This window comes from Aeromonas sp. 1HA1, assembly GCF_029237385.1.
GTDB classification, from domain to species: domain Bacteria; phylum Pseudomonadota; class Gammaproteobacteria; order Enterobacterales; family Aeromonadaceae; genus Aeromonas; species Aeromonas popoffii.
Genome location: NZ_JAACGC010000059.1, coordinates 1 through 16,930, shown reverse-complemented (window position 1 = coordinate 16,930; position 16,930 = coordinate 1). Strand labels below are relative to the sequence as shown.

Below are 16,930 nucleotides of genomic sequence, written 5' to 3'. Positions count from 1 at the left end.
AGCACCCATACTGCGGTTTATTCTTTACGTTCAAATTCGCCCTCTATGGTGGTCCCACCACGATTGGCACCGCCCGGCGGTTCCTCGTCCTCGCCAGGACGCGCCTCGAATGGAGGCCGCTGTGCCTGAAAACCGCCCATCTGCATCCTGAACTGGCCGCTGCCCACCAGCTTGTCGGCCAGCCTGTTACGCAGCCAAGGCAGCAACAGCAGGATACCGAAGAAATCGGTCACAAAACCCGGGATGATCAGCAGCAAGCCAGCCAGCGCCAGCATCATGCCCCCCATCACCTCTCGGCCCGGCATCTCGCCCTGCTGCATCTTTTGCTGCGCATTGAGCAGGGTCTTGATGCCTTCACTGCGCACCAGCGATGACCCGATCACGGCGGCCAGTACCAATAAGCCGACGGTTGGCAAGGCGCCCATCACGGAGCCCACTTCGATCATCACGGTTAGCTCGAGCAGCACCAGACCAATCAACAACAGAAATAACTTGCCCATAACAACCTCAGTGCGGGTGAACTTGAATGAATCTCAGGTCTGTTGCAGCCAACGAAATAATGTTGCTGCCAACTCACCATGATATAGCTCCTTGAGAATTAAAATGGGGGTATCCCCTCGTTTTTCAAGTCTGAAGGGTGACAGCGCGCCGGTTCTTCAGAAAAAACGGCCAAGTGGACTGTGATTGAACACCTTGTTCTGTCAAAGTAAATCGTTCGATTGCAATCTCAGTTTAATGACCACAATTTATTTGAGGCTGTCTCAAATTTAGTGATCCAAGTCTAATATTAGATACCTCAATTGAGGTAATGTAGACACCAGTAATTATAGGGGGCAAAAAAGCCTCCACCTGCCCCACTCGATGTGTGGTGCTTCAGGATGAGCCGTGCGTAAGGAACTCGCGACCACTCGGTGAGGATCGTTTCCATTAATCTGATTTCTGAGGCATTACAATGAGCGACATCAAGAACGTCCGCATTGAAGAAGACCTGCTGGGCACCAAAGAAGTTTCCAATCATTTCTACTACGGTGTGCACACCCTGCGCGCTGTCGAGAACTTCAAGATCAGCTCTCAGAAGATTTCTGACGTTCCGGAATTCGTCCGCGGCATGGTACTGACCAAGAAGGCCGCCGCCATGGCGAACGGCGAACTGGGTACCATTCGTCCTGAAATTGCTGACAAGATCGTAGAAGCCTGCGACCTGATGCTGAACACCGGCAAATGCTTCGACCAGTTCCCGGTCGACGTGTATCAAGGTGGTGCCGGCACCTCCGTCAACATGAACACCAACGAAGTACTGGCCAACATCGCCCTCGAGATCATGGGTCTGGCGAAAGGCCGCTACGATGTCATCAACCCGAACGACCACGTCAACAAGTGCCAGTCCACCAACGACGCCTACCCCACCGGTTTCCGCGTTGCCGTGGTAAACAGCACAGACACCACGCTGGACGCACTGGAAGCGCTGATCGCCGCCTTCTATGACAAGGCCAAGGAGTTCAAGAGCATTCTGAAGATGGGTCGTACCCAGCTGCAGGACGCAGTTCCCATGACCCTGGGTCAAGAATTCCACGCCTTCGCCGTCACCCTGCGTGAAGAGATCAAGTCCATCAAGCGTTGCCAGGAGCTGCTGCTGGAAGTGAACCTGGGCGCGACCGCGATCGGTACCGGCCTGAACACCCCGCCCGAGTACTCTGCCTTGGCCATCAAGCGACTGGCCGAGATCACAGGTCGTGCCTATGTACCGGCAGAAGACTTGATCGAAGCTACTTCAGATTGCGGTGCCTACGTGATGCTGCACGGCGCCATCAAGCGTCTGGCCATGAAAATGTCCAAGATCTGTAACGATCTGCGTCTGCTCTCCTCCGGCCCGCGCACCGCACTCAAAGAGATCAATCTGCCGGAAATGCAGGCGGGTTCCTCCATCATGCCGGCCAAGGTCAACCCGGTTATCCCGGAAGTGGTCAACCAGAGCTGCTTCAAGGTATTCGGTAACGACGTCACCATCACCTTCGCCGCCGAAGCGGGTCAGCTGCAGCTAAACGTCATGGAGCCGGTGATTGGCCAGGCCATGTTCGAATCCCTTAGCCTGATGGAAAAAGCCTGTATCTCCCTGCGCGAGAAGTGCGTCGAAGGCATCACTGCCAACCCGGAAATCTGCATGAACCACGTGCTGAATTCCATCGGCATCGTGACCTACCTGAACCCCTTCATCGGCCACCACGAAGGGGATATCGTCGGCAAGATCTGTGCCCAGACCGGCAAGAACGTCCGTGAGGTCGTGCTGGAACGCGGCCTGCTGACCGCAGAGCAGCTGGATGAAATTCTCTCCATCGAGAACCTGATGAACCCGCAATACAAAGCCAAGCGCTACACCCGCGAAGCCAACGTATAAGCGAGCAAATGGGCCGGGTTTATCCCGGTCCATAAAGTCAGTTCCCGATAGGTCTTGCCCAGCCCCATCGGGAATTGGCTTTTCTGCCAAATAAAACCTAAAAAAACTGGAAAATGGAGTGTTCACTATGATTGTTATCGAGTTACTTGTCGTGCTCGCCGCTATCTATCTGGGTGCCCGGATAGGCAGTATCGGTATCGGCTTTGCCGGTGGTCTGGGTGTGCTGGTACTGACCTGGGGCCTCGGGGTCGCAATTCCGGGCGACCAGCTGGTCACCTTCATCCCTTGGGACGTGATCATGATCATCGCGTCCGTCATCTGTGCCATTGCCTGTATGCAACTGGCGGGAGGCATGGACTACCTGGTGTCGCTGGCAGAAAAAGCCTTGCGCAAAAATCCCAAGTACATCACCTTCGCCGCCCCGATCGTGACCTATCTGATGACCATGCTGGCCGGTACCGGTCACACTGCCTTCTCCACCCTGCCGGTGATCGCCGAAGTGGCCAAGGAGCAGGGCATTCGTCCTTCCCGTCCGCTCTCCATCGCGGTTGTTGCCTCCCAGATCGCCATCACCGCCTCCCCGATCTCGGCGGCCGTGGTTGCTTTCTCCGGCATGCTGGAGCCGTTCGGCATTGACTACCTGACCCTGCTGGCCATCTGCATTCCCTCCACCTTCATTGCCTGTATCCTGGGCGCCTTCATTGCCAACCTGATGGGCAAACCGCTGGAGCAGGATGAAGTCTATCTGGAGCGTAAAGCCAAGGGACTGATCAAGCTGCGCGGCACCACCAAGCTGGAGCTGAAGCCTTATGCCAAGGTTTCTGTATGGATCTTCATCTCCGCCATCGTAGCGGTCATGGCCTATGCCACCGCCATCTCAGGTAAAGTGGGCCTGATCACCAACCCGCCGATCCCCCGTGACGGAGCCATCATGGGCATCATGCTGGCCGCTGCCACCATCATGACCCTGGTTTGCAAACTGGATGCCACTCAAGTGACCAACATGCCGACCTTCAAATCCGGTATGTCCGCCTGTATCTGCGTGCTGGGTGTGGCCTGGCTGGGCAACGTCTTCGTGAAAAGCAACATGGACACCATACAGCTGATCGCTGGTGACCTGCTGAACCAGTACTCCTGGCTGCTGGCCGTTGTGCTGTTCTTCGCCGCCATGCTGCTCTACTCACAAGGCGCCACCACCAAGGCCCTGATGCCGGCCGCGCTGGCACTGGGTGTCAGCCCGCTGACCGCCATCGCCTCTTTCGCAGCCGTGAGCGCCCTGTTCGTACTGCCGACCTACCCGACCCTGCTGGCTGCGGTCGAGATGGACGACACCGGCTCGACCCGTATCGGCAAGGCCGTGTTCAACCACCCCTTCTTCATCCCCGGCACTGCGACCATCGCTTTCGCCGTGGCACTGGGATTCTTCTTTGGCGGTATGATACTCTGATCAGCATTTCATGCTAAAAACCCTCAAACGGCCCGCTTTGGGCCGTTTTTTATGCCTGGCTTTTGCGTCTAATCATTAATTAATCCTTATGCACTTCAGTTTCTATCAAGGTTCGCAGATCTACTCTGGGCATCGGAACAGAAACCGATCAACAGGGCCAGCACAGGTCCGACAGTGTTTACACCAGAGGAACGAACAATGAAAAAGACAGCATTGACTATGGCCATCTCCAGCGTGCTGCTGGCCGGTGGTGCACAAGCCGCTACCGTCTATGACCAGAACGACACCAAACTCGAGATTGGTGGCCGTGCTCAAGGCATGTACTACGGTACCGATGACAACGGCTCCGAAGGTGATCAGAGCTACTTCCGTCTGCACGTTGCCGGCTAAACCAAGATAGATAGCGAACTCAAAGCATTCGGCTTCGCTGAATACAACCTGCCGGTCTCCGGTTCTGACAACGACGAACTGCGTTATGCCTACGCCGGCATCAAGCACGATCGTTTCGGTGCCTTCAGCTATGGCCGTCAGGATGGTCTGTTCACCAAAGCCGTGAACAACTACACCGACGTGCTGGCTGAGTGGGGCGGTGACGGCCTGGGTAAAGACACCGAAGTATTCGGCACCGGCCGCACCAACGGCCTGGCCCAGTACATCTATACCTATCAGGGCCTGACCCTGGGTGCCCAGTTCACCGGTAACAACGATCCGCAGAACGCTGATCGCTCCAACCGCGTTGGCCCGAACAGCACCTGGAATCCGAAAGGTTCTTCCGAAGGTTTCGCCGTGTCTGCCAACTATGACTTCGACATGGGCCTGAGCCTGGGTACCGCCTACAACCAGGCTGGCAAGACCGACGAGCAAGTAGCCAATGCTGCTTTCGGTGGCGATCGCGATGCCAAGCTGTATGGCGTGGGTGCCAAGTACGCAGTCGGCGACCTCTACCTGGCTGCGACCTACTCCCACGGTGAAGACCACCTGTTCGTCAACAATGGCTATGCCGAGAAGATGGATGGCTACGAAGCCGTAGCCCAGTACACCATCGGCAAGTTCAAGCCGTCTCTGGCCTACCTGCGTACCGACGTGAAAGACAACGCCCGTGGCATCGACGAGACCGCTACCGAATATGTTTCCATCGGTGCCTGGTACAACTTCACCGACAACTTCAACGCCTATGTTGATTACAAAATCAACCTGTTGGACGAAGTGGGATCTACCAGCATGAATACTCTAGGCAAGAACACCGACGACGTGGTCGCCGTGGCCCTGCAGTACAACTTCTAAGCCGTTCCTGAATTGCCTACTGTATTGTTACCGGCCGCCCTGCGGCCGGTTTTTGATTGCCCGTCAGATATTAATCCGCGCCAGACTCGGCTCGCGGTGAAAGCAGTTCACCAGCAGCAGCAAGGTCGTCACGCCGACCGTCCCCAGCACCAGCCAGGGTAACCAAGGCTGCCCCTGAGCATTGGCGTAGTCATGCAAGGCTCCGCCCCCCACGTATCCCGTCATGCCACCGAGCGCCAGCCCCAACCGGCTGAAGCCCATGTAACTGCCACGTGCCCCCGGCTGCGCCAACTTGGTCATGAGGGTCTCCCGCGCCGGCTCGGCGATGACGATCCCCAGGTAGAAGCAGGCCAGCAGCATGAAGACCGCTGGCAGCGTGGTCGCAAACGCCACCAGCCCTATGCCGGCCGTCATCAGCAACACGCCCGCCATCAGCCGACTCTCCAGCTTGAGGTGCTTCTCACCATAGCGGGCAAGAGGGTACAGCAGCGCCAGCGAGATGGCAGTTTCCAGGGTATACATCCAGCCCACCGCAGTGGTGCTGCCCGCCATCTGCTTCACCAGAATGGGGAAGATCAGCATGACCTGCACCCAGAGTGCGTAGTAACCACTCAGGATCAGCACCAGCCGGCAGAAGGCCTTGTCCGCCAACACCTGGCCGAGACCGGCCCGGATCGGCGTCGGCCGCAGCGAGAGCTTGTAGGGCGGCAGGATCAGCAGGTTGCACAGGGCCGCACAGACAAACAGGCCAGCCCCCAGCAGGCAGACGTACTCGAAGTCGAAGTTGAGCAACCAGCTGCCAAGCAGCGCCCCCACCACGGCGCCGGCGCTCTCCAGCATCATCAGCAAGGAGATGTAGCGACCCCGTTGACGCGGACGAGTGAACTTGATCACCAGGGCGGCCCGGGGGGGGATCAAACAGACAGCCGCCCAGCCCCGAGATGATGCAGGAGAGGATCAGGTCAAGCCCGCTCTGGGCATAGGCCAGACTGGCAAAACCCGCGGCCCGCAACAGCATGCCCCCCACTATGAGTGGCCGGGCACCAAACTTGTCTGCCAGCGATCCCCCAAGCACCCCCAACCCCTGCTGGGTCAGCTGACGCAGCCCCAGCGCCAGACCAACCACCCCGGCCGCCCAGCCAAGCTGATCCACGAAGCGCAGACTGATCATGGGCATCACCACGAAAAAACCCAGGATCACCAAGAGGGAATCCAACGCCAAAAACCACCGCCCCAACCGCCTCGCCCGCTCCACCATGATTGCCTGACCCCTGCTTTGCTAATGACATCCAACTCGCTCGCCTCATCGCCCGGATGACGCCGTCGCCAAATCGGGTCAAGGGTGACTGTAACCCCCTGACTCGACATGGCAATATGCCAATGCACGACGATTGAGACTGCTATTCTGGAAGGGCGCCAGATATAGTGGTAGCCGACAACTGGCTATATTTCATATTGGATTACGTTATGGCTATGACTCTGGATGACTTGCAATTACTACTGGATGTGGTCAATCGCGGCAGCTTCAGCAAGGCGGCGGCCATTCGCGGCTGGTCCCAACCCATGGTCAGTCAGCGAATCGCCGTGCTGGAACAGGCGCTGGGACAACCCCTGTTTCGCCGCCACAGACGCGGCGCTACCCCGACCCCGGCCTGCGAACAGTTTCTGCCTGCGGCAGCCGCCGCGCTCACTGCACTGGAAGGGGGACGCCTGGCGATGCAAGGTGCGCCAGCCCTGCCCCGCATCAAGCTCTCCTGCCTCCCTTCCCTGACCACTGTGGTGTTTGGCCCCCTGCTGCTGGCGCTGGTGGATGAAGCATTCGAGATCCGCTGCAATACGGATCACTCCGGCATCATCATGCAAGAGCTGCTGACCGGTGAAACAGACGTCGGCTTCATCCTCAAGTGTCCGGCCATCGCCGGCATCCAGCTCGAGTTGCTCTGCCGCTCCCCCATCATAGCGGTAGCCTGCGCCACCCACCCGCTGGCGGGGCAGCGGGGCCTGACCCTGCAAGACATAGCCAACGAGCGGCTGGCTCCCCAGCAGTGGGGCACAGGCTGCGACGAATTGATCCTGCAACTGCGACTGCTACGCCAGGTGGCGAGCCCGCTGCATGCCATCCAGCCCGCCAGTGCGGCGCGGGAGTTGGCGCTGGAGCACGGCTTCATCACCCTGATGCCGGCACTCGCCATCAGCCGGGACCTGGAGGTTGGCCGCCTGATCCAGCTGGATGTGGTGGATCTGCCGCAGGATCACTGGGATGTCATGATGGCCTGGCGCAGCGGCAAACGACCCAACCCCGCCAAGGAGCGGGTGCTGGAAGCCGCCCGCACCCTGGCCCGACGCTGGTCGGGTAAACCCGCATAAAAAAGCGCCGGACAAGTCCGACGCCAAACGCTAGGTCACATCAACCAGGGATCAGTAGGTCGCCTTGAGGGTCACCCCGGAAAAGGCGCTGAAGCCGCTCAGCTGCACATACCAGGTACCCGCCTTGGGCGAATTCAGAGTGCAGGTCTCGGTGTTGCCATTCTTGTATGGGCGGCAATCATAGCTGTTGCCGGTCGGCAGCGCCCCGAACTTCACATAGAGATCCGCATCACCTGTGCCGCCACTGCTGGCGACCACCAGCTGGCTCTTGCCGGCCGGTACGTCGATAGTGAAGTTCACCTTGCCACCCTTGGCAGCGGAGAGCCCGGTCACGGGGACCCCGTTTTGCAGCACACTGCTGCTCGGTGGCGGTGTGGTGCCGCAGGAGGCATTGACACCGACCGTAGTAAAGGCCGCCGCCACGTCAGGCAGGCTGTAGCCCAGATCGGTAGCCGCCCTGGTCACGCCACAGGCGCCCTGATCGTAGGTGGTATTGGCTCCCCAGTAGAGGCGGTTGGCCAGCACGAATACTTCAAAGGCCTTGCGGGTGTTCCAGCCACTGGTATTGGCCAGCAGGTAAAAGGCACGGTTGTAGACACCCGAGCTATGGTGCACATCAATGCCATCGTAGTAATCGCTGGCATGACCGATTGAGCTGCCATCACGGGTCGGATCCTCGAAGTAGCGCAGCGAGCCATTGCCCTTGAAGATCTGGGCCCCGACCATCCAGTCGTTACTGCCCTTCATGTAGTACTCGGCCGCTTCCCCCGCCATGTCGGAGAAGGCCTCGTTGATGCCGCCCGATTGGTCCGAGTAGACCAGGCCCGAGTTCTGTTCGGTAAAACCGTGACTCACCTCGTGGGCGGCCACGTCCAGGCTCACCAACGGGTAGAAGGTGGTGGCACCGTCGCCAAACGTCATCTGGCTGCCGTCCCAGAAGGCATTCTCGTAGTTGCGGCTGTAGTGCACCCGCATCTTCAGCTTGAAGCTGAGCGGCGCCGTGTTGTACCAGTTGCGGTACATGTCGAACACCACATTGCCAAAGTAGTGGGCATCGTTGAGCGGCGAGTAGGCACCGTTGATCTCCTTGACCGTGTTCTCCGGGCAGGTGAACTGGTGCACGGCACCACCCGTGGTGGCGTGATTCATGTTGACCGTATCCACGTTCGGGCTGGTCATGCGGCAGGTGTCATCCACCAGCAGGGGGCCGAAGTCGGAGCCGTAGAAGTATTTGCCGGTCTTGACGTTGCCACCCGGGCCTGTGGAGTCCTTGTGGTTGATCCCCTCCCAGCGCTTGAGCTCGGTACCGTTCTGGGCATCGATCACCACGAAGGGACGGCTCGGCTGCTCGCTTGCCGCCAGCCATGAGACCAGATAGACCAGACGGGCCTGCCCGGCCTCATCCTGCATCACGAACAGCTTGACTCGCTCGTTGCTGCCCTTGGCCCCGGCACGGGCCTTGCCAGCGGCATCGGCCGGTGACAGGGCAGCCGTCGGGCTGGCCAGGTCGGCATCGATCTGGCGCAGGATCTGGCCGGAGACCTGGCTTATCTGACCACCGAGGGACAGCTCAGCCACCAGCACCTGGCCCCAGACCGGGATACCATTCCAGGTCTGCTCATAGCGAACCCGCTGCTGGCCATTGGGCAGCTTGACCGCCCGCACTTGACGAAACTCTCCATCCCCAACCAGCGCACTCACACCTGCGGCGCCGCTTGGTGCTCCCTGAATGCCCGCCACCTGATGTACGTCAACCTGTTCTGCAGCCAAGGCTGCGCTTCCCCAGCAGGCCAATACCACGGCCAAATAAACTTTGTTCATCTCGTCTTTCCTTAGGTCGATGAAGATTGCACGCCGGGTCTCTTACCCAACGCTCCTACACTAGTTAGCACGCTAAAAACAGCTGCCTGTCATATATGACAGCGCAGCACGAACCGGTAGCAGGATCTGCGGTTTCATATGTTAGGTAGTGCAAACAGAACAAAAAGCAGTGAATGACGCTTGAAAAGGCCTGAGAATAACCAGGCCCACACGGACCCCAATACAGGCCCCTCCATATGGGGATAGCGAACGCAGGTGAGAGAGTAAAAGCCCTTGGCGCACAAGGGGTTGATTGGCTACATTGGCTGTTTGGCGGCCCACACAGGGCCAAGACACGGCAGAGAGGTAAGGATGTTTTCATGGCAACTGGACGATGAGTTGGCGCTGCTGTTCTTGCAGCCCGACATGGCAAGCGAACTCTTTGGCCTGTGCCGGGAGAACCGCGACTACCTGACCCAATGGCTGCCCTGGCCTCCCTACATACAGCAGCCGGCCGACAGCGCCACCTTCATCCGCCACGCCATCGAGAAGTTTGCCCGCGGCGAGGGATTGACCACCGTCATCGAGTATCAGGGCGAGGTCGTCGGTGTCATCGGCTACAACCAGATCGATCAGGCACTGGCCAAGGTCACCATCGGCTACTGGCTGGCGGAACGCTGGCAGGGCAACGGCATCATCACCCGCGCCTGTCAGGCCCTGATCCATCACGCCTTCGAAGAGATGGGGATGGAGAAGGTTGAGATCAGCACGGCGGTGGAAAACGAGCCCAGCCGGGCGGTGTGCGAGCGACTCGGCATGCAGCCGGAGGGGATCAGCCGACGGGCCGAACGACTGGAGGATCGTGTGGTGGACCACGTCCACTACGGCCTGCTGCGCGATGAGTGGCTAAGGCAACGCGATCACTGATGGCCGAGGCAGCCCGGCGGTCGGCACCCTGCTTATGAATCCACAGAGGGAACCTTGATGGCACTACCGCACCTCCGCACGGCCCGTACCCGGCTCACTGTATTACCGCCCGAGCGGGCCGACCTGATGCTGGATTTCTATCTGCGCAATCGCGCTCACCTCACCCCCTGGGAACCCAGCCGGGACGAGGGTTTCTATACCCTGAGCCACTGGCATGGCCGCCTGCGCGACAGCTATGGTCAGTTCTTCAACGGCAGCGCCGTTCATCTGGTGGCGCTCGACCTCCTGGGCGAGCAGGTGATCGCCACCTGCAACTTCACCCACATACTGATGGGCATGTTCAAGGCCTGCCATCTTGGTTATGCCATCGATCAGGCCCATGAAGGCCAGGGCCTGATGCAGGAGGTGATCGAGGCCGGGATTGAGTACCTGTTTCGGGAGCACGGCCTGCACCGGGTCATGGCCAGTTATATGCCAACCAATCTGCGCAGCGGTGCCCTGCTAGAGCGCCTCGGCTTCGAGCGAGAGGGCCTGGCCCGGGACTATCTGATGATCAACGGCCGCTGGGAGGATCATGTGCTCACCGCACGGATCAACCCGGCGATCTAGGCAAGAAGCGGCTCGCCAACAGCAGGCCAGTTGCCCGTCAGGCATAAAAAAACGGGTCCGGAGCTTGGCTCCGGACCCGTCTTCAGAAGAGGTGCAGGCTTAGTTAGCCTTGGCATCGCTCACTGCGGCTTCAGCCTTGGAGACAGCTTTCTCGACGGTTGCAGTCGCTTCGGTAGCAACCTTCTCTACAGTAGAGGTGGCTTCGCTAGCGGCTTGCTCAACAGTTGCAGCAACGTCGGCGGCCGGAGTCGCTGCCGGAGCGGCGGCTTCTTCTTTCTGACCACAAGCGGTCAACATCAGGCCCAGGATACCGGCTACCAGTACTTTGTTCATGTGCATACCCTCAAAAAATATGGAGAGATGGTTCGTTCAACCATCACAGTGCGTCCGTTCACCCGGTTAGAAACCCATAGACCGGGAGCCAAGAGGCGCGCGAAATATATCCCCATACGCCCCCAATGGAAACGAGTATCACAATGATATTTTCTCGTTGGCTGGATGAAAAGAACTGCTACAACGACAAGCATTGGTACACAACACCCACCATTAACCCAAACCGTATAATAAACAACCGCAACCGGCGTGATTACTGGCGATAAACAGCGATTCTCGTCATTCGGGTGAGAGACGAGATGCCCCTCTCAGTCAGACAAATTCTGACAAGCCAACCGTTTTCCTTGCTGGTGGCTGTCTCGGGCCAGATCCAGCAGCGCCATCACTGCCAATGCCTCGCTGGCCGGAACCGGATTCTCCCCTTCCCCCTTGATCGCGGCGCAGACGCCACTGTAGTAAGCGCCGTAATTTCCCGCCTCACCGACCACTGTCTGTTGCTGGAACTGACTATCCCGAATGCGACTGAGCTGACCAGGTTTGCTATCAACCCCCCAGTCTGCCGCCGGTGGCCGCTTGCCGAGCTTGAGCTGATCTTCCTGCACATCCATGCCGAACTTGATAAACGACCCTTCACTGCCGTGGATGACGAAACGGGGCATGGTGGCCGAGACCAGACAACTGCCGTGCAGTACCACTCGCATCTCGCCATACCGTTCACCATAGCCCAGCACCACGTGGAAATAGTCATCCGTCAGGGCACCTGGGCGCTGCCGCGCCAAATCCGCCTGTAGCCAGTCCGGTTGGCCAAACAGTTTCAGCGCCTGATCCAGGATGTGGGGGCCGAGATCGAACCAGAGTCCGGAGCCGGGGCCGCCCGCTTCGCGCCAACGCTGGCGCACTTGTGGGCGATAGCGGTCGAAATGGGATTCAAACTGAGCGACCTGCCCCAGAGCACCTTCTGCCAGCAGACGGCGCACCGTGAGGAAGTCCCCGTCCCAGCGCCGATTGTGGAAGATGCTGAGCAGCCGCCGCTGCTTCCCGGCCAGCTCCACCAGTGCCTTTGCCTCGGCCAGATCCAGTGCAAACGGCTTGTCGATCACCACGTGCTTGCCGGCCAGCAGCGCCTGGCGAGCTATGGGGGCATGGGTATCATTCGGCGTGGCGATCACCACCAGATCCACCGAAGGATCGGCCAGCACCTCTGCCAGCGAACCGACCCGGCAACCGGGCAAATCCGCCTCAACCTTGGCGGCATCCCGGCTCACCACCCAGCCGAGGGAGAGTCCAGGGGTAGTGGTCAGGAAGGGGGCGTGAAAGGTCTGGCCTGCGAAGCCATAACCCACCAGGGCAGCGTTGAGAGTCTGGATCATCCGGTTTTCTCCACGGGTCTGTCATGAGCGTCAGGCGAGGTGCCGCCTGCAAAAAGAGAAGGGGGCCCATGGCCCCCTGAGTGTGCCCATCAGAGCACAGGATTTATTGTAAACACAAGCGCCGGCCCGGACGGGTCAACAGCAGCAACAGGGGCGGTAACAACAGCCACATATGCAGCGCCAGCTGGTTCAGCGGATCCGGCATCAACCAACCGGTGATCCCCACCAGGGCGCCTGAGCCGCTCATCTGGAACAGACCGAGCAGTGCCGCCGCCGTACCGGCGCAGTGACCGAACGGTGCCAGCGCCATGCCGGCGGCCGCCCCCAGCACCATGGCAAAGCCGATGCTGGAGAAGAACACGGGCCCCATCATGGCCAGCGGATGCTCGACATGCTGCACCAGAGTCAGTGCGATGGCCGACAAGGTGATCACCAGCAGGCCGATGCGCAGCGTGCGTCTCGGCCCCACTCTGGCGATGACGCGTGGCGCCAGGAAGCAGGCCAGTATGTTCAGCGCCGCGTTGGCGGTGAACCAGTAGCTGAAGCCGCTCATGTCCAACCCCAACTTCACCATAAGCTGCACCGGCGCCGCCGTGACATAGGCCAGGATCACCGCCATCGCCAGCATGCAGAGGCTGGCGTTGAACAGAAAACTCGGGGAGCGCAGCACAGGGCTGTAGCGGGACCAGCTGATGAGCGGACCGCTGCTGCTGGTCTCGTCCGGACGGGTCTCCGGCATGCGCCACAACAGCCAGCAGCCGACGATGGCCGCATAACCGGCCATAAACCAGAAGTTGGCAGACCAGCCCGCCTTGGCGGTGAGCCAACCGCCGAGCAGCGGCGCCAGCGCAGGAATGAAGCAGATGGCACCGTTCAGATAGGAGATCATCTGACCACTCTTCTTGGGGCCATAACTATCACGCACCACAGAGAAAGCAGCGACCGAGGTGGCACAGGCACCGAAGCCTTGCAGCACCCGCGCCAGCATCAGCTCACCCAGGCTGGCGGCAAAACCGGCCGCCAGCGCACTCAGGCCATAGAGCAGCACGCCGCCCAGGGCGATGGGCTTGCGGCCATAACGGTCGGCGAGCGGCCCGACCAGCAGCTGACCCAGTCCCATGCTGAACAGGAACCAGGTGATGGTGCCCTGCATCAACGTCACTTCGGCACCCAGCTGCTCGGCCATCTGCGGGATGGCGGGCAGGTAGATATCGATGGCCAGTGGACTGAACAGCACCAGTAGGACAAGCAGAAGAATCAATGGCATCAGTCACCTCAAGCCGTAAGGGAAAATCGATTGGGGCGCGAGTCTACTGACTCACAGTAATGAATTGAAATGGTATTTAATCACTTTGGTTATTCCTATACGGAAACATGCATGTTATTCGCACCTCAACCAGGGTCACAGTCGTGACCAGCCAGGGCCGTATTGAGGGCAATTGGCGCTTTTACTCACAGCGTGCCCCGCATAGAATGCGCAGATTATTTTTGCGGAGGTGCTCGATGAACAAGCTTGTCCTGGCAACAGGTAACCAGAAAAAGGTGAAGGAATTGGCCACCATGCTGGCCGATATGAAGATCCAGGTGATCCCACAGAGCGAGTTTGCTGTGCCGGATGCCGAAGAGACAGGCACCACCTTCGTCGAGAATGCCATCATCAAGGCTCGCCACGCCGCCCGCATCACAGGCCTTCCCGCCGTCGCAGACGACTCGGGCCTGGAGGTGGATCTGCTGCACGGCCGCCCCGGCGTCTACTCAGCCCGCTTCGCCGGCGAGCATGCCAGCGACAAGGACAATATCGACAAGCTGCTGGCCGAGCTCAAAGGCGCCCCCGATTACCTCAAGAGCGCCCGCTTCTGGTGCGTGCTGGTCTACATGCGTCACGCCGACGATCCCACCCCCATCATCTGCCAGGCGAGCTGGGAGGGGATGATCATCGATGAACCCCGTGGTCAGCACGGCTTTGGCTATGATCCCGTGTTCTTCGTCCCCGACCATGACTGCACCTCGGCCCAGATGCCGAGCGAGCTGAAAAACCAGCTCAGCCATCGCGGTCAGGCGCTGGCCAAGTTGAAAGCGGCCCTGGCAGCCACCCACTGATACGCCGCCACGCATTTCATCTACAATGGGGGCCCGTCAGCCCCCGTTTTTATGTTTGATTATTGGAAGCCCCATGCTGCAACTGCCGCCCCTCTCCCTCTATATCCATGTGCCCTGGTGCGTCCAGAAGTGCCCCTACTGCGACTTCAACTCCCACGCCCAGAAAGGGGATCTGCCTCACCTCGAATATGTGGCCGCCCTGCTGGAGGATCTGGATCAGGATCTGAAGTGGGCCCAGGGGCGTCCTCTCTCCTCCATCTTTATCGGTGGGGGGACACCCAGTTTATTGAGTGTGGAGGCCATGCAAACCCTGCTGGACGGGGTGCGCGCCCGCATCGCCCTGACCCCGGATTGCGAAATCACCATGGAGGCCAACCCGGGCACTGTGGAGGCGGACAAGTTCGCCGGCTTCCAGCGGGCGGGCATCAACCGCATCTCCATCGGGGTGCAGAGCTTCCAGCAAGAAAAATTGGCCCGGCTCGGTCGCATCCACGGCCCCGAAGAGGCGCGCAAGGCCGCAGCGCTGGCCCACGCCATCGCGCTGCCCACCTTCAACCTGGACCTGATGCACGGCCTGCCGGATCAGAGCCTGGACGACGCCCTCTATGATCTGCAGCAGGCCATCGACTGCGCGCCGCCGCATCTCTCCTGGTATCAGCTCACCATAGAGCCGAATACGGCCTTTGCCTCCAAGCCGCCACGGCTGCCTGAGGATGACACCCTGTGGGACATCTATGAGCAGGGCCACGCCATGCTCACCGCCCGGGGCTATCAGCAGTACGAGATCTCGGCCTATGCCAAAGCGGGCTATCAGTGCCGCCACAACCTCAACTACTGGCGCTTTGGCGACTATCTCGGGATAGGTTGCGGCGCCCACGGCAAGATGACGGATCTCGCCAGCGGCCAGATACTGCGCAGCGCCAAGGTGAAGCACCCGAAAGGCTATCTGGATCCCGCCCGCTCCTATCTGGACAACCAGTGGCAGGTGACCGAGGACGAATTACCGCTGGAGTACTTCATGAACCGGTTCAGATTATTCGAGCCGGTCCCCAAGGCAGAGTTCGAGGCTTACACCGGCTTGGGCCTGGAGCGGGTGGAGACAATGCTCGCGGTTGCCCAGACCAAGGAGCTGATCGAAGATCTGGGAGATGAGTGGCAGCTCACCGCCCTCGGCCATCGCTACCTGAATGTGCTGCTCGAACTCTTTATGGACGAGTAAGCCGACGGGGCATCGCCAGGTTTGGCTTCACCGCCAAAACAATGAGGGCGCCCGTGGCGCCCTCATTGTTTCAGTCATGCCTTGCGGCAGAAACCCGCTCAGCAGCAGACGCATCCCATCTGCTGTTGGCCGGGCTCCCACCGCTTGCCATATTTGGCCTTGCGCTGGTAACTCCCCTTGCCCTTCTTGTTTTGCTCGACCCGGCTGCGAAACAGCGGATCCGTGAGCAGGGCCTGCAGATGGTTATCCTTTATCTCCCCGCGCCTGTGGGCATAGCCTGCCTGAGCAGCGATATCCTGCACGATGACGGGCTCATCAACCCTTATCTTGGCCATAGTGGCTCCTTATCTTCTCTCTGTTATTGGCTGGATAGCGGTTTTCTCTGCAGGCATCATGCTGCCGATAGCACGCTATGGGCAGCATGATGCCTGCGACCCGGCCTTGCGAGCCAGGTCAAAAACGCAGCGATTTTGTCACCAAATCGCCACCGTCACAATGGCATCCTGGCAACAGGGTTCAGAGACCTTGCTCTCGCTGATAGCTCACCTGAACAATCCCGCTTGGCAGCGTCTTCACCTGAGCTGGATGCCAATGACTTACCGGGATATCAGCCCCGAATAGCGGGATGCCTTTACCAAGCAGCACAGGAACTCTGGACAGCGTCAGCGTATCGACCAGGTCAGCCTGCAGAGCCTGGCGTACCAGGTTGCCGCCATCCAGATAGACATGACGGGCCCCTTCATCCCATAGCTCGGCCAGTACCTGCCTCAATTCACCACTGACAAATTGCTCCTGATAGCGGGGCTCGACAGGGTTGTGTGTCATCACCCTGACTCTCAATCCTTCATAGGGCCAGACGCCGAACCCCATGACGGCATCATAGGTATTGCGCCCCATCAGCAGCGTATCGCTGTGTTCCATCAGCGCATTGAACCCGGTGTCATCGGGTGGAGAGCTATTGTCAAATCTGGTGTATGGCGTCGGTCAGGCGGCACTCCTGTCTGACTCCTCCAGCACCTTTACTCCGTCCTTGAATTTCACGTTGTTCGCTACCAACGTCAGCAGCGCAAATCCCTTGA

General features: G+C 59.5%; 13 protein-coding genes and 3 pseudogenes. 8 read left to right on the top strand and 8 right to left on the bottom strand.

Annotated features, from left to right (window positions below):
- Nucleotides 1-17: 17 nt before the first annotated feature.
- Complete coding sequence (locus GWQ22_RS16385; RefSeq protein WP_042033717.1) at nt 18-500, bottom strand: FxsA family protein; 483 nt, start codon at nt 498-500, stop codon at nt 18-20.
- A 452-nt stretch (nt 501-952) separates the two neighbouring features.
- Between GWQ22_RS16385 and aspA the strand changes: the two genes are divergently transcribed.
- From aspA to GWQ22_RS16370, 3 genes and pseudogenes are all read left to right on the top strand, one after another.
- Nucleotides 953-2,395: an aspartate ammonia-lyase gene (gene aspA, locus GWQ22_RS16380; protein ID WP_275930961.1), complete on the top strand. Its 1,443-nt coding sequence runs from the start codon at nt 953-955 to the stop codon at nt 2,393-2,395.
- A gap of 127 nt (nt 2,396-2,522) precedes the next feature.
- Nucleotides 2,523-3,842 carry an anaerobic C4-dicarboxylate transporter gene (locus tag GWQ22_RS16375; RefSeq protein ID WP_108537135.1) on the top strand — a complete coding sequence of 440 codons (1,320 nt, stop codon included), beginning with the start codon at nt 2,523-2,525 and terminating at the stop codon, nt 3,840-3,842.
- Nucleotides 3,843-4,040: 198 nt separating this feature from the next.
- Nucleotides 4,041-5,126, top strand: a pseudogene (locus tag GWQ22_RS16370) (porin).
- 63 nt (nt 5,127-5,189) lie between these two features.
- Here the strand turns inward: GWQ22_RS16370 and mdtH are convergent.
- Nucleotides 5,190-6,384, bottom strand: a pseudogene (mdtH, locus tag GWQ22_RS16365) (multidrug efflux MFS transporter MdtH).
- Nucleotides 6,385-6,593: 209 nt separating this feature from the next.
- On the opposite strand from mdtH, the gene GWQ22_RS16360 reads away from it, so the two are divergent.
- Nucleotides 6,594-7,493, top strand: coding sequence for a LysR family transcriptional regulator (locus tag GWQ22_RS16360; RefSeq protein ID WP_275930960.1), 900 nt, complete (start codon nt 6,594-6,596; stop codon nt 7,491-7,493).
- Nucleotides 7,494-7,544: 51 nt separating this feature from the next.
- On the opposite strand, the gene GWQ22_RS16355 is transcribed toward GWQ22_RS16360, so the two are convergent.
- Nucleotides 7,545-9,314 (bottom strand): M4 family metallopeptidase, encoded by a 1,770-nt coding sequence (locus GWQ22_RS16355; protein ID WP_275930959.1) that lies wholly within the window; start codon nt 9,312-9,314, stop codon nt 7,545-7,547.
- A gap of 351 nt (nt 9,315-9,665) precedes the next feature.
- On the opposite strand from GWQ22_RS16355, the gene GWQ22_RS16350 reads away from it, so the two are divergent.
- Together GWQ22_RS16350 and GWQ22_RS16345 are read left to right on the top strand one after the other, a co-directional pair.
- Nucleotides 9,666-10,220, top strand: a complete 555-nt coding sequence (locus GWQ22_RS16350) for a GNAT family protein (protein ID WP_212513598.1) — start codon at nt 9,666-9,668, stop codon at nt 10,218-10,220.
- 57 nt (nt 10,221-10,277) lie between these two features.
- A complete protein-coding gene (locus tag GWQ22_RS16345) occupies nt 10,278-10,829 on the top strand; it encodes a GNAT family N-acetyltransferase (protein WP_275930958.1) in 552 nt (183 codons plus the stop codon).
- Nucleotides 10,830-10,928: 99 nt separating this feature from the next.
- On the opposite strand, the gene GWQ22_RS16340 is transcribed toward GWQ22_RS16345, so the two are convergent.
- The 3 genes from GWQ22_RS16340 to GWQ22_RS16330 form a co-directional block, all read right to left on the bottom strand.
- Complete coding sequence (locus tag GWQ22_RS16340) at nt 10,929-11,162, bottom strand: hypothetical protein (protein WP_212513596.1); 234 nt, start codon at nt 11,160-11,162, stop codon at nt 10,929-10,931.
- 308 nt (nt 11,163-11,470) lie between these two features.
- Complete coding sequence (locus GWQ22_RS16335; protein WP_275930957.1) at nt 11,471-12,532, bottom strand: oxidoreductase; 1,062 nt, start codon at nt 12,530-12,532, stop codon at nt 11,471-11,473.
- Between the two features lie 103 nt (nt 12,533-12,635).
- Complete coding sequence (locus tag GWQ22_RS16330) at nt 12,636-13,799, bottom strand: multidrug effflux MFS transporter (RefSeq protein ID WP_042033728.1); 1,164 nt, start codon at nt 13,797-13,799, stop codon at nt 12,636-12,638.
- A gap of 236 nt (nt 13,800-14,035) precedes the next feature.
- On the opposite strand from GWQ22_RS16330, the gene GWQ22_RS16325 reads away from it, so the two are divergent.
- Nucleotides 14,036-14,632, top strand: coding sequence for an XTP/dITP diphosphatase (locus GWQ22_RS16325; protein WP_042033729.1), 597 nt, complete (start codon nt 14,036-14,038; stop codon nt 14,630-14,632).
- Between the two features lie 73 nt (nt 14,633-14,705).
- Nucleotides 14,706-15,851: a radical SAM family heme chaperone HemW gene (gene hemW, locus GWQ22_RS16320; RefSeq protein WP_275930956.1), complete on the top strand. Its 1,146-nt coding sequence runs from the start codon at nt 14,706-14,708 to the stop codon at nt 15,849-15,851.
- A 98-nt stretch (nt 15,852-15,949) separates the two neighbouring features.
- Here hemW and GWQ22_RS16315 read toward each other — a convergent pair whose 3' ends face one another.
- Nucleotides 15,950-16,186: a ribosome alternative rescue factor ArfA gene (locus GWQ22_RS16315; RefSeq protein ID WP_275930955.1), complete on the bottom strand. Its 237-nt coding sequence runs from the start codon at nt 16,184-16,186 to the stop codon at nt 15,950-15,952.
- 181 nt (nt 16,187-16,367) lie between these two features.
- Nucleotides 16,368-16,796 (bottom strand): annotated as a pseudogene (locus GWQ22_RS16310) (dihydrofolate reductase family protein); the annotation flags it as partial.
- Between the last annotated feature and the right edge of the window lie 134 nt (nt 16,797-16,930).

Bases quoted from the DNA above. Each gene is read 5' to 3' on its own strand.
- GWQ22_RS16385 (WP_042033717.1), bottom strand. From the start codon at position 500: ATGGGCAAGTTATTTCTGTTGTTGATTGGTCTGGTGCTGCTCGAGCTA.
- aspA (WP_275930961.1), top strand. From the start codon at position 953: ATGAGCGACATCAAGAACGTCCGCATTGAAGAAGACCTGCTGGGCACC.
- GWQ22_RS16375 (WP_108537135.1), top strand. From the start codon at position 2,523: ATGATTGTTATCGAGTTACTTGTCGTGCTCGCCGCTATCTATCTGGGT.
- GWQ22_RS16360 (WP_275930960.1), top strand. From the start codon at position 6,594: ATGGCTATGACTCTGGATGACTTGCAATTACTACTGGATGTGGTCAAT.
- GWQ22_RS16355 (WP_275930959.1), bottom strand. From the start codon at position 9,314: ATGAACAAAGTTTATTTGGCCGTGGTATTGGCCTGCTGGGGAAGCGCA.
- GWQ22_RS16350 (WP_212513598.1), top strand. From the start codon at position 9,666: ATGTTTTCATGGCAACTGGACGATGAGTTGGCGCTGCTGTTCTTGCAG.
- GWQ22_RS16345 (WP_275930958.1), top strand. From the start codon at position 10,278: ATGGCACTACCGCACCTCCGCACGGCCCGTACCCGGCTCACTGTATTA.
- GWQ22_RS16340 (WP_212513596.1), bottom strand. From the start codon at position 11,162: ATGAACAAAGTACTGGTAGCCGGTATCCTGGGCCTGATGTTGACCGCT.
- GWQ22_RS16335 (WP_275930957.1), bottom strand. From the start codon at position 12,532: ATGATCCAGACTCTCAACGCTGCCCTGGTGGGTTATGGCTTCGCAGGC.
- GWQ22_RS16330 (WP_042033728.1), bottom strand. From the start codon at position 13,799: ATGCCATTGATTCTTCTGCTTGTCCTACTGGTGCTGTTCAGTCCACTG.
- GWQ22_RS16325 (WP_042033729.1), top strand. From the start codon at position 14,036: ATGAACAAGCTTGTCCTGGCAACAGGTAACCAGAAAAAGGTGAAGGAA.
- hemW (WP_275930956.1), top strand. From the start codon at position 14,706: ATGCTGCAACTGCCGCCCCTCTCCCTCTATATCCATGTGCCCTGGTGC.
- GWQ22_RS16315 (WP_275930955.1), bottom strand. From the start codon at position 16,186: ATGGCCAAGATAAGGGTTGATGAGCCCGTCATCGTGCAGGATATCGCT.